We start from the raw sequence: 12,462 nt of genomic DNA, 5'->3' as shown, positions 1-12,462 counted from the left end.
TTCAGGGGACAGGGACAGGAGCACAATCAGTCGGTTCGCCCAAACATTCCGCTGAAAAAGTCATAAGCTATCTCGAAACACAAACCAAATATCCATTGGAGGTTGATTCGAATGAGTTGTGGAACTGGGTATGGTACTTCTGCTGCAGCTGTTTTGGTACTTTTCATCTTGTTGGTTATTATCACTAGCGCATTTGTTTGGTAATGCAAAACTAATACAGAAGGACTACCTAGATTGTCTAGGTAGTTTTTCTGCTTCTCATCTCCGTCATGCAAAATAATATAAAACGAAAAAGAACGCCCCATAAGAGCGTCCTTAATCTTAACGATATATTTTTATAAAGCTCCTAACTGTCTCAAGAAACTTTATGTTCGATTCTGAGCTTATCCGCCACCATCGCAATGAATTCGGAGTTAGTTGGCTTAGATTTCGAAATATTAATCGTATAGCCGAAAATAAAGGAAATGCTGTCGATGTTGCCGCGCGTCCAAGCGACTTCAATCGCGTGACGGATCGCACGTTCGACGCGGCTTGGCGTCGTTTTGTATTTTTCAGCAATAGCTGGGTAAAGCGTCTTGGTGATCGCTCCTAGAATTTCAATATTATTGTAGACCATCGTAATGGCTTCACGTAAATATTGATACCCTTTAATATGCGCAGGTACGCCAATTTCATGAATAATGCTCGTAATATTGGCATCCAAATTCTTACCTTTCGGCATATGTACGACATTCGCACGTGGCGTTGAGGAAGTCGTAGTCGTTGTTGTAGGATTACCTGCAAGCTGACGAATACGGTTCGTAAGGGTTTCCATATCAAATGGTTTTAAAATGTAATAAGAAGCGCCAAGTTGCACGGCTTTCTGTGTAATGTTTTCTTGTCCGAATGCCGTCAGCATAATAATTTTGGGCTGAGAAGGAAGATTCATTTCTCGCATTTTTTCCAGAACACCTAGTCCATCCAGATGAGGCATAATGATATCTAGAATGAGAACATCGGGCAGCTCTCGCTGTTGCTCTAGAAAACGAAGAACCTCGTTACCATTGTAGGCAACACCCATAATTTCCATATCCTCTTGCTCACCTATGAACTCTGATAATAAATGGGTGAATTCTCGGTTATCGTCTGCAAGTAATACCTGAATTTTTTGCAACTGAATTTCCTCCTTTAGCTTCTAAACAAGTTAGTATTTATCTCTCTTATGTAAAGCTATTCGACAGCTCTTTTTAAAATCCTTCTGTCGAATATTATTTTTCTTTTCTTTTGTATGACTTTCTTATATAATAAAATATTTATCTTCGATATCCAACATTTTTCGACATATAGACACTAAACTCGCTATTTTTCCATAAAATGAGATTAAAATGAAACAAAGAACGAAAGGCAATTAACTCACCTTTAGTTCTTTGTCTGTGTTCCCTGAAGTCGGCCGAAGGATAATGCCAGAGTCCTGAAGCATCCACTCGATAAAGCAACCATAACCGCTGGTCGGATCATTCACGAATACGTGCGTGACGGCTCCGATCAATTTACCGTTCTGAATAATGGGAGAACCACTCATACCTTGTACAATGCCACCCGTTTTGTCTAACAAGCGGGGATCTGTAATCTTGATAACCATGCCTTTCGTACCCGGTACATCTTGTTTGGATACATGAACCACTTGGATTTCAAACTTCTCAACCTTCTGACCTTCTAGCACGGTATAGATTTGGGCAGGTCCTTCTTTCACTTCTTCAGCAAAAGCAACAGGAATAGCTTCTTTATCTAAGCTGTGGTCTGGTGCTCCATACATTTTCCCGAAAATGCCGAAAGCCGTATTCCGTTCAATATTTCCAATCACCTTGCTGTCCTTGTAAAGCGTTGCGTGCTTTTCACCAGGATCTCCATTATGGCTTTTGGATATCGACGTCACATTGGAATAGACAATGTCACCATCGCCTACAATAATGGGTGTCTGGGTATCCATATCTGTTATGACATGTCCCAGAGCTCCGTAGACGCCTTGATCAGGTGCATAGAAGGTTAGTGTCCCTACACCTGCCGCGGAGTCACGAATGTACAGACCCAGGCGATAAGACTTATCTACGACGTCATACACGGGTTGCAGCTTCACAACAAGTTCTTGATTGTTTCTTAAAATTTGCAGAACAAGAGGATTCTTACTTTCGCCTGATTTCGCCACCAATTCTGCGACCTTGCTAACATCCTTAGAATCCTTGCCATTAATTTTGGTAATCAAATCGCCAACTTGAATTTTCGCTTCTTCCCCAGGTGAAACTTTTTGCTCTGAGGCAACAGTCACCAGATGGTGACCTACGACCAGAATACCGGCGGACTTAATTTTCACACCGATCGTTTGGCCCCCTGGGATCACTTTTAAATCAGGTACGACATTCACTTTGACAGTCTTGATTGGAATGGCTCCGAACAGCTTGAGCTTCATTTCCGTTTGTCCAGAATGATCGGATTGCAGAGAGATAGGTTCATTCAAATTAACTTGAAATGAGTGCTTGGCGTTGCCATTTACCTTCACAATATCCGTATCCTTGACCGTGACCTGGGCACTGACCGGCATCGTTAACTGAAGCTGCTTCCCTTGGCCGCTAAACAAGCGGAGTTCTTGTGGAAAGGAGGCGAAGCTCTGAAAAGGCGGGGACATACTGACCAAGCAAACGAAGAAGACGAGCAAGAGTCCGAACAATCTTTTTCTTTTGTTGGATTGCACTATCAACACGCTCCTTCATAATTCCTTGAGCCCTGACGAATCTCCTCGTCAATTGCGTACCTATAAGTTAACCCCAGTCCCCTTCTTTTATAACAGCAAATGATGACTATCTATACTTTCATACCCTTGCTTTCTTATTTTTTGCCATGGTAAGCATTTCTCCCGCATGGTGAAGCGTTGTTTCTGTCACTTCGACACCACCAAGCATCCTCGCTAACTCTTCGATGCGGCCTGCATCTGGCATATCTTGAACACGCGTGAACGTCCGCTCCTGATCCACTTCTTTTCGAATATAGAAATGAACATCTGCGAAGCTTGCAACCTGCGGTAAATGTGTAATGGAGAAGACTTGACAACTTTGCGAAAGTACGGACATTTTCTCAGCAATCGCTTGTGCCGCTCGTCCACTAACCCCCGTATCCACCTCATCAAATACAAGCACCGGAATTTGGTCTATTCGCGCAAAAATTGCTTTCATTGCAAGCATAATACGTGAGAGCTCTCCACCCGAAGCAATTTTACTTAATCCACGCAGTGGTTCCCCTGGGTTAGGTGCCATGAGGAACTCAACCTGATCAATCCCTTGTCTGGAGAAGCGAACCTTGTTACCGTCCACCTCGACGCCGCGGTCATCGATAATATGAGCAATCTGAACTCGGAACTGTGTTCGTTCCATTTGGAGATCACGTAATTCATGTTCGATTTGAGCAGAAAGATCACTGGCAATGCCTTTACGCAGATTTGACAAGTCTAGTGCATGCACACCGATTTGTTTCTCTGCAAGTACCAGCTTTTCTTCTAATTTACGAATAATTTCATCTTTATTTTCAATTGTATCGACTTCATTCTTGATCTTCTCTAAGTAAGCAAGAATCTCTTTTATATTCTCTCCATATTTTCGGCGCAGAGACGTGATGGTGTCTAATCTTTGTTCAATAAAATCTAGACGTGAAGAATTGAACTCAATACTGTCGCGATAATCTCTAATTTGGTATGCGGCATCTTCTAATTGATAAAACGCGGATTGCGCCTGCTCAAGAATCGGCGTCAAATTCGTAGGATCGAGTTGCACGATATCCTGAAGTCGGGATACGGCCTTGCCAGCAGCATCGAGTCCACGATTGGTAGCATAGAGGAAATCATAAGCTTCAGAGGAGCTTTGATACAGTTTCTCCGCATTAGCTAATTTGCGCTTCTCCTCCGCTAAGGACTCATCTTCGCCTAATTTCAGCTTAGCAGACGATATCTCTTCAATCTGGAACCGATATAGATCTAACATTTGCAGCGCCTGCTTGCTCGTTTCTTGAAGATCATTCAGCTCTTTCTGGAGCTTCATGTAGTGGTCGTAGCTAGCTTGATATGTCTTCTTCGCCGACGCGATTTCGGCATCCCCGAACAAATCCAATGAATGAATATGCTCGTCCACATGAAGCAGAGATTGATGCTCATGCTGACCATGAATATTAACGAGCCACTCACCCGTCTTACGCAGCATCGTCATATTCACAAGCTGACCGTTAATTCGACTTGAACTTTTGCCTGTCGCCGTAATTTCACGACGTATGATCAGATGCTCGGAAGCATCCGATTCAATCCCGAACTCTGTAAGCGTATGCCAAACCGGATGAGAAGCAGGTAAGTCGAACATGGCTTCAATCTCGGCTTTATCTGCACCATATCGAACTAATTCCGAAGAGCCTCTGCCCCCGACAATCAACGTTAACGCATCTATGATAATCGATTTCCCAGCGCCAGTTTCCCCTGTAAGGACATGAAAACCTGCTTTAAACCGAATATGTACATGTTCAATGACAGCTAAATTGCGAATTGAAAGTTCTGTAAGCATGAACGCCTCCTGATTTTAAGATAATAAGGACATGACTTCATTTACAAAAGTTACACTATTCTCTTTCCCGCGGCAAATCACAAGTATCGTATCATCGCCACAGATTGTTCCCATAACGCCATTCCACTCCAAATTATCAACTAACGCACAAATCGTATTCGCTGTGCCTGGCAAGCATTTCATCACAACCAAATTATCCGTGTAATCTATGGAGACAAAATGGTCACTTAAAGCCCGGCGAAGTCGTTGCATGGGATTGAATCGTTGATCTGCCGGCATGGAATATTTGTACCTGCCATCATCAAGCGGAACTTTAATAAGATGGAGTTCCTTGATATCTCTAGATACGGTTGCTTGTGTGACATGGAATCCAGCCGCGCGAAGCGCCTCAACGAGTTCATCCTGTGTTTCAATCTCATGATTGGTAATAATTTCTCTGATTTTTACATGCCTTTGACCTTTCATCCTTACACCTCTATGTGAAAAGTGATTTTTTTGATTTTGCTAACGGCCATATCAACATAAAGTATACCTTGGGCCTCAGGATAAATGAGGGTGTAGGGCAGCAGCATATCACGCACAGCGCTACCTGTCATCTCTAGGGGCTTACGATCTCTCGCCACCTTCACCAGATACACATCATCTTCCTTTTGCACAAAATAATCAATAAATAAGCGGCTTTCCAGGTGGTCTCTCTCGCTAATGGTCATCGTAATTGGGATTTTGGTCTTACCTGCAAGCACTTCGAATCCTGCCCCTTCAAGCAGTTCAACAACATCATCCTCGGGGATATTCGCATGCCTTGGAATACGTCCTCTTCTACGACTTGCCCCTGTAGACCATTTCTGAAATCGCCAAAAGATGAAACAAACTACAACGATTAGGATTAAGAAAATGACTCTTACATCGCCTTGTTCCATGTCCTTCACCTCGCCATAGTATTCGAGAATCCGGAAGGGAAATCCTTTCTTCTAAGTGAAAAAACCCATCTCAGGGCCGCAAAAGGCGTTCTCAAAGATGAGTTTATTTTCCATGCAATTTCTGAGACTCTTTAACCGTCCCGGCAATAAGGGCTTTGATCGTATCTGGCGTTGCAAGCGACTCTTCCTTCTCATTACTGGACCAATACGCCAGAAATTCAATGTTCCCTTCTCCACCAGTGATTGGGGAATAAGTAAGTCCCTTCAAGCGAAAGCCGAGCTCCTCTGCAAAAGAAAGAACCGTTGTCAGCACATCAATATGCACATCCGTATCCCGGACGACGCCTGACTTCCCAACCTTCTCTCGACCTGCTTCGAATTGCGGCTTAATCAGCGCAACAACATGCCCCTGATCTCCTAAGATTTCTTTCAGTGGTGGCAAGATGATACGAAGTGAAATAAACGAAACATCGATACTTGCAAAAGTGGGTCTTGGACCGCCAAGATCCTCCAACTTCGTGTATCGGAAATTGGTTCGCTCCATGACGTGAACCCGCTCATCATTGCGCAGCGACCAATCCAATTGGTTGTAGCCCACATCAACGGCGTAGACGGAAGCCGCTCCATTTTGCAGCGCACAATCGGTGAACCCGCCCGTGGAAGCTCCAATATCCAACATGACTGCATCAAGCAAGTCGATTTCGAAATGCTTTAACGCTTTCTCTAGCTTTAGTCCGCCACGACTGACATAAGGATGCAGCGCACCCTTAACTTTCAGCACAGCTTTCCGACTGATCTTCATCCCAGCTTTATCAACTGGCTCTTCATCCGCAAAAACAAGGCCTGCCATAATGGCGGCCTTTGCCTTTTCTCTACTTTCAAAATACCCTTGCTCAAGTAGCAATAAGTCTAATCGTTCTTTATCCGAGGACATATCTAATGTGTTGCTCCTATTCAAAATCGGTTACTAGGCCTTCGCACGCAGGACCTTGCGAGGAACCAGCTTCTTCACTTCGGTAATCAAGTGGTGGGCAGTTAACCCAACTTCTTCGCGTTGTTCAGTCACACTGCCATGCTCCACGAAGTAGTCTTGAATTCCCATTACCTCAACTTGCAAACCAACAATTCGTTTCTCTGCGTAGAATTCCAATACCGCGCTTCCGAAACCACCTTGGATTGAACCCTCTTCCATGGTGATGACGGGTATCGATTCCTTAGCTAACTGAAGCAAATACGCTTCGTCCAATGGTTTAATGAATCTTGCATTCACGACTCGAAGTTCGATACCCTCTTGGGCAAGCTGAGCGGCCGCTTCCTCAGCCACTTGAACCATAGGTCCAACAGCGAGAACTGCGGCATATTGACCTTCACGTACAGTTTCCCAAGTACCGAGCGGAATCGCCTTAGGAGCCTCATCAATCGAAGCACCTGTGCCATTGATTCGCGGATACCGATACGCAATCGGGCCATCATTGTATTCAAGCGCCGTTTGCATCATATCGCGCAATTCCTTCTCATCCTTCGGCATCATCAAAACCATGTTAGGAATTGTTCGGAGGAATGAAATATCATACACCCCTTGATGTGTTTCGCCATCAGGACCAACGAAGCCAGCACGATCAATTGCAAAGGTGACATTCAATTTAGGACGACAAATATCATGTACAACTTGATCATACGCACGCTGCAAGAACGTTGAATATACCGCGAATACAGGCTTCAATCCTTCACTCGCTAGTCCAGCACATAGCGTAGCCGCATGCTGCTCTGCAATACCAACATCAATCATTCGATTCGGGAATTGCTTCGCAAACTTCATTAACCCGGAACCACCTGGCATTGCAGGCGTCACGGCAACTAGGCGAGAATCCTTCTCGGCAAGCTCAATTAATGTATCGCCAAACACTTGTGTATACATAGGCGGACCTGCGGACTTTAGCACTTGACCTGATTCCATTTTGTAAGGCCCTAAGCCATGCCAAGTATGCGAGTCGTTCTCTGCAGGTTTATACCCTTTCCCCTTCGTCGTTACGACATGAATCAGTACAGGGCCTTGAACCTTCTCAGCCTGTTTCAACGTATCCATGAGCACTTGTAAATTATGGCCATCTACAGGACCAATATAAGTAAAACCTAGTTCTTCAAACCACACGCCATTCAAAACAAAATATTTAAGACTATCCTTCAGCTTCTCCGCTGTCTTCGCCAGCGTTCCGCCGATGGCAGGAATTTTCTTCAGTAAAAATTCGACTTCCTCTTTCGCTTTCAAATAATGACGATCCGAACGAATCTTGCTTAGATAATTATGAAGAGCCCCTACGTTGGGCGCAATCGACATTTCATTGTCATTCAGAATGACTGTAATATTCTTCTTCTCATGGCCAATATGATTCATGGCTTCTAATGCCATGCCACCTGTAAGTGCACCATCACCAATAATGGCAACAACTTTATTATGTTCGCCCTTAAGATCACGAGCCATTGCCATACCCATAGCTGCAGACAGAGATGTACTGCTATGTCCCGCTTCCCAGACATCATGTTCGCTTTCGGAACGCTTAATAAACCCGCAAAGCCCTTTGTACTTGCGTAAAGTATCAAACTTCTCTTTACGTCCTGTCAAAATTTTGTGTACATACGCTTGATGACCTACATCAAAAATCAATTTATCATACGGGCTGTGAAACATGGTGTGTAAAGCTATCGTGAGTTCAACCACGCCTAAGTTCGGGGCTAGATGTCCACCAGTAACGGAAAGCTTCTCAATAAGAAACTGACGGATTTCTCCTGCCAATTCTTCGAGTTCCGTTAAGGATAACCGCTTCAAATCTGCAGGCCGATTGATTTGTTCGAGCAGCACGCTTGTTTCCTCACTTTCAATGTGAAAATACTAAGATTTCACTATTATATCATATAATTGGGTAAATCGTGTGAAACTACCTCGTGATCAGGCATATTAATTGTATACGTATGTCTAATGATCCCGTTTCATCAGGTAATCTGCAATCTGCAGCAAACGCTCCGGGTTCGGAATGTTGGAACGAATTAAGGCTTCTTTGGCTTGATTCGTCAGCTCTTGTACTCTTTGCTCAGAAGCTTCCATGCCGATAAAATAAGGGAATGTTACCTTCTGTTGTTTCTCATCACTTTTCACAGGCTTGCCTAGTTTCGCTTCGTCTCCGATAATATCCAAAATATCATCTTGAATCTGAAAAGCAAGTCCAAGTGCATGGCCAAATTCACTGAGTGCTTCCAATTGTGCTTCAGAAGCCCCCGCAACATGTCCACCCGCACGCAACGAAAACACAATAAGATCACTTGTTTTGTGCGTATGAATATACGTAAGCTCTTCCAGCTTGGTTATGCCTTGCTCCCCTAACATATCCGCTGCTTGGCCGCCAACCATCCCACGTGCACCTGCAAACACGGCAAGTTCTTCGGAAATAGCGAGTACGCGCTCAGCAGGAACACCGAACTTTTTGTGGGATTGCGCAACGCAGAAGAAGGCGTGCGTCAGTAGCGCATCGCCAGCAAGGATAGCCATTGCTTCACCATAAACTTTGTGATTCGTTAACTTGCCTCTCCGATAATCATCATTATCCATCGCTGGCAGATCATCATGAACTAATGAATAAGTATGCACCAATTCAATGGCCATCGCAACAGGCATAGCAGATTCCATGGAGCCCCCGAGCGATTCTGCAGCAGCTAGCACCATGATTGGACGCAGTCGTTTACCGCCTGCCATTAAAGAGTAGTCCATGGACTCACGTAGCGAAGCAGGTACTTCCCAGGCGGCTGGTAATGATTGACGCAGTGCGGCTTCGACCAGCTCAGCATGGGAAGCGATGTATGTATGAATAGTAGACGTCGTGTTATTCAAACTAATTCCCCTTATCTTCCAAGACAGGCTGGAAAGGCTTCCTTGTTACCCCAGCTTCACCTTCAACCAGCATCTCAATTTTCTTCTCCACTTGCTCCAGCTTCACGCCGCAAATATGGGAGAGCCTTACACCTTCCTGATACAGTTCAATTGCTTTCTCTAAAGGAACGTCGCCGCTCTCCAGCTGACTAACGATACGCTCTAGCTGTTCGATTGCCACTTCAAAACTTACTTCTGCTTCACTTGTTGACATCCATGTTCGCCTCCATCCCCGAAACTTGACATTGTATTTTGCCGTCTTTAAGACGTATGGATAATCGATCACCGATGTTTACTTGCGCTATCGATCTTACGAGTTGCGTTTCTTGTTCGTCATACGCAAGGCTGTACCCCCGCTGCATGACTTTCAGCGGGCTCAGTGCGTCCAGATGACGGACGCTCGACTGCCACTCCTGCTTCTTCGAGCGCAGGAGGGTCTGCATGGCCGTGAGCATCTGACGTTTGGACGTGTCCAAACGTCGTCTCGCCATCACGGCCTGCTCGGTTGGATTAAAGCTGGATAAGCGACGCTCCAGCTTCAATCGGCGCTGCGCGAGCTCCGTGAGGCGCTGACGCATGCGGTAACCGAGCTGCTCCGCCAGCCGGTCGAGCCGCTCCGCAGGCTGCATCAGCAGCTGCCTGCGAGGGTTCGTCAGGAACGGCGAGCGCTTCGCGCGCTCGAGCCGTTCCTGCTTGCGACGCAGGAGCTGCAGCAGCCCGTTATGCAGGCGCAGCGCCTGCTGCGAGAGCTGCTGCTTCAGCTCGAGGTGGTGCGGCACCGCGAGCTCGGCCGCCGCCGTAGGCGTCGGCGCTCTTAGATCGGCGACGAAGTCGGCGATCGTGAAGTCCGTCTCGTGGCCGACGGCCGAGATGATCGGGATCGCGGAGGCTGCGATAGCCCGCGCAACGACTTCCTCGTTGAAGGCCCACAGCTCTTCCAATGAGCCGCCGCCGCGGCCCACGATGAGCACGTCGGCTTCACCGAGCCGGTTCATGGCTTCGATCGCCTTTACGATCGAAGGCGCCGCTTGTGTACCCTGTACGAGGACAGGGTACAGCAAGATCGGAATCGACGGGAAGCGCCGCTGCAACGTGATGATGACATCACGAATGGCGGCACCCGTCGGAGAGGTGATCACGCCAATGGCACGCGGAAACCGAGGAATCGGTTTCTTGCGCTCTGGCGCGAATAGACCTTCGATTTCGAGCTTCTTCTTCAGCTGCTCGAAAGCCAAATACAAGCTGCCGATGCCATCAGGCTGCATCGCCGTTACATAAAACTGATAGGCACCGTCACGCTCATACACGGAAATATTTCCGCGTGCAATGACTTTCGTGCCCTCTTTCGGAATAAATCCCAGCTTCTGATTATGTGATGCAAACATGATGCTTTTGAGCCGACCGTCCGCATCCTTCAATGTAAAATACATATGTCCACTAGAGTGATGTGTGAAGTTTGAAATTTCGCCTCGCACCCACACATCTTGGAGACGTCCGTCTCCTTCTAGCAATAGCTTAATGTAACGGTTTAAATCTTTGACGGATAAAATCTTGGTCTCATTTCTAGCCATAGGGCAATTATACGCTCACATTCGCTTTAGCTGCACGGCTAGCCGCATCAACTGTGTTGCGAAGAAGCATCGTAATCGTCATCGGGCCAACACAACCTGGAACCGGTGTAATCGCACTAGCAATCTCTTTCACTGCTTCAAAATCTACATCACCCGTTAATTTGCCGTCTGCAGGACGATTCATCCCAACGTCAATTACAACTGCACCTGGTTTCACGTGATTCGCTTTGATTAAATGCGCTTTCCCAACAGCTACTACAAGAATGTCCGCTTGTTTAGTAATCTCTTCCATGTTAGGTGTGCGGGAATGTACGATAGAAACCGTTGCGTGCTCACGCAGCAATAGCATAGCCATCGGTTTACCAACGATGTTACTTCTACCGACAACAACTGCGTGTTTCCCTGCAATTTCTACGCCAGTCCGCTTAAGAATTTCAATAACGCCATGAGGCGTACAAGGCTTCATGCCGTCTTTCCCAATCATTAGGTTACCTACATTTATCGGGTGGAAGCAATCTACATCTTTCGCTGGATCAATTTCATCAACAACAGCTTCTTCGTTGATATGCTTAGGCAGTGGTGATTGAACAAGAATCCCGTTAATTCGATTATTCGCATTAAAACCATGAATGAGTGCAATTAATTCTGCTTGCGTCGTTTCTTCAGGAAGTCGGTGTACTTCGGAATAGATACCAACATCATCGCAAGCTTTCGCTTTATTTCTTACGTAGACTTGAGAAGCTGCATCTTCACCTACAATTACAACGACAAGACCTGGCTGGTTTCCCTGTGCTGTAAGAGCAGCTGCGTCAGATCTGATTTCCTCACGAATAGAGCTCACGAGTTCTTTCCCATTAATTACTTGTGCTGACATGTTATTTCCTCCTTAGCCGTTTAAGCCTTACCTATATGCAAAGTTAACTGTTCATGATTTTGATGAACTTAATGCGTACGTACTACTTTCTCTTTCAGTTCGTCGATTTCTTTGATCATTTTCCCCAATACGCCATTCACGAACTTCCCTGATTCATCTGTCCCATAATGCTTGGCCAAATCAATCGCTTCATTGACAACAACTTTTGGCGGAACATCATCACGATACAACATCTCATAGGCACCAAGACGTAGAATTTCCCGATCGATGCGAGACAGCCTGTCCATTGCCCACCCTTTCAGATACTCTTCCAACAGCTCGTCGATGCTTACTTTGTTCGTGTAAGTTCCTTCAACAAGTTCAACAATGTAGACAGGATCTATCTTATCTCCGGAGAAATCCAACTGCGTTTCATTATCATGCTCAGCTTCATGAATCGCAACTTGAACAGCCTCCTGAGGAGTAGCCTCATTCATTTGGATTTGGTATAAGCTTTGTATAGCAATTTCACGTGCAATTCTGCGTTTCATTCTGTTCCTCCTAAGCGCTTTGCTCCTGCAAAGCGACCTTCTCCTAAAAACTCTTTCTCCTAGTATACGTC

The 12,462-nt window shown here is 45.7% G+C and carries 13 protein-coding genes; 1 reads left to right on the top strand and 12 read right to left on the bottom strand.

Translation table 11 applies throughout. From position 1 onward, the window contains the following. Nucleotides 1-111: 111 nt before the first annotated feature. Entirely contained in the window at nucleotides 112-204 is a 93-nt protein-coding gene (locus tag AC58PV_RS08200; RefSeq protein ID WP_082595420.1) for a YjcZ family sporulation protein, read from the top strand. 151 nt (nucleotides 205-355) lie between these two features. Here AC58PV_RS08200 and spo0A read toward each other — a convergent pair whose 3' ends face one another. From spo0A to nusB, 12 genes are all read right to left on the bottom strand, one after another. Continuing rightward, complete coding sequence (gene spo0A, locus AC58PV_RS08195; RefSeq protein ID WP_497431767.1) at nucleotides 356-1,153, bottom strand: sporulation transcription factor Spo0A; 798 nt, start codon at nucleotides 1,151-1,153, stop codon at nucleotides 356-358. Nucleotides 1,154-1,387: 234 nt separating this feature from the next. Next, nucleotides 1,388-2,728, bottom strand: a complete 1,341-nt coding sequence (gene spoIVB, locus AC58PV_RS08190; RefSeq protein WP_497431766.1) for a SpoIVB peptidase — start codon at nucleotides 2,726-2,728, stop codon at nucleotides 1,388-1,390. Nucleotides 2,729-2,846: 118 nt separating this feature from the next. Then, nucleotides 2,847-4,574 carry a DNA repair protein RecN gene (gene recN, locus AC58PV_RS08185; RefSeq protein WP_497431765.1) on the bottom strand — a complete coding sequence of 576 codons (1,728 nt, stop codon included), beginning with the start codon at nucleotides 4,572-4,574 and terminating at the stop codon, nucleotides 2,847-2,849. Between the two features lie 15 nt (nucleotides 4,575-4,589). Then, on the bottom strand, nucleotides 4,590-5,039 hold the full coding sequence (gene ahrC, locus AC58PV_RS08180) for a transcriptional regulator AhrC/ArgR (protein ID WP_057312193.1): 450 nt from the start codon (nucleotides 5,037-5,039) through the stop codon (nucleotides 4,590-4,592). Between the two features lie 2 nt (nucleotides 5,040-5,041). Beyond that, nucleotides 5,042-5,494: a hypothetical protein gene (locus AC58PV_RS08175; RefSeq protein WP_497431764.1), complete on the bottom strand. Its 453-nt coding sequence runs from the start codon at nucleotides 5,492-5,494 to the stop codon at nucleotides 5,042-5,044. A 103-nt stretch (nucleotides 5,495-5,597) separates the two neighbouring features. Further along, nucleotides 5,598-6,428: a TlyA family RNA methyltransferase gene (locus AC58PV_RS08170; protein ID WP_497431763.1), complete on the bottom strand. Its 831-nt coding sequence runs from the start codon at nucleotides 6,426-6,428 to the stop codon at nucleotides 5,598-5,600. 33 nt (nucleotides 6,429-6,461) lie between these two features. Then, nucleotides 6,462-8,354, bottom strand: coding sequence for a 1-deoxy-D-xylulose-5-phosphate synthase (dxs, locus tag AC58PV_RS08165; RefSeq protein WP_497431762.1), 1,893 nt, complete (start codon nucleotides 8,352-8,354; stop codon nucleotides 6,462-6,464). 114 nt (nucleotides 8,355-8,468) lie between these two features. Then, a complete protein-coding gene (locus tag AC58PV_RS08160; protein WP_497431822.1) occupies nucleotides 8,469-9,383 on the bottom strand; it encodes a polyprenyl synthetase family protein in 915 nt (304 codons plus the stop codon). Beyond that, nucleotides 9,379-9,630, bottom strand: a complete 252-nt coding sequence (gene xseB, locus AC58PV_RS08155) for an exodeoxyribonuclease VII small subunit (protein WP_068661987.1) — start codon at nucleotides 9,628-9,630, stop codon at nucleotides 9,379-9,381. The genes AC58PV_RS08160 and xseB overlap by 5 nt, the downstream gene beginning before the upstream one ends. Next, nucleotides 9,617-10,987 carry an exodeoxyribonuclease VII large subunit gene (xseA, locus tag AC58PV_RS08150; RefSeq protein ID WP_497431761.1) on the bottom strand — a complete coding sequence of 457 codons (1,371 nt, stop codon included), beginning with the start codon at nucleotides 10,985-10,987 and terminating at the stop codon, nucleotides 9,617-9,619. Before xseA ends, xseB begins: the two co-directional genes overlap by 14 nt. Before the next feature lie 7 nt (nucleotides 10,988-10,994). After that, nucleotides 10,995-11,861 carry a bifunctional methylenetetrahydrofolate dehydrogenase/methenyltetrahydrofolate cyclohydrolase FolD gene (folD, locus tag AC58PV_RS08145; protein WP_497431760.1) on the bottom strand — a complete coding sequence of 289 codons (867 nt, stop codon included), beginning with the start codon at nucleotides 11,859-11,861 and terminating at the stop codon, nucleotides 10,995-10,997. A 68-nt stretch (nucleotides 11,862-11,929) separates the two neighbouring features. Continuing rightward, entirely contained in the window at nucleotides 11,930-12,391 is a 462-nt protein-coding gene (gene nusB, locus AC58PV_RS08140) for a transcription antitermination factor NusB (RefSeq protein ID WP_497431759.1), read from the bottom strand. Between the last annotated feature and the right edge of the window lie 71 nt (nucleotides 12,392-12,462).

Source organism: Paenibacillus sp. J22FR83, from assembly GCF_059691955.1.
This window is presented reverse-complemented; position numbering and strand designations above follow the sequence as displayed.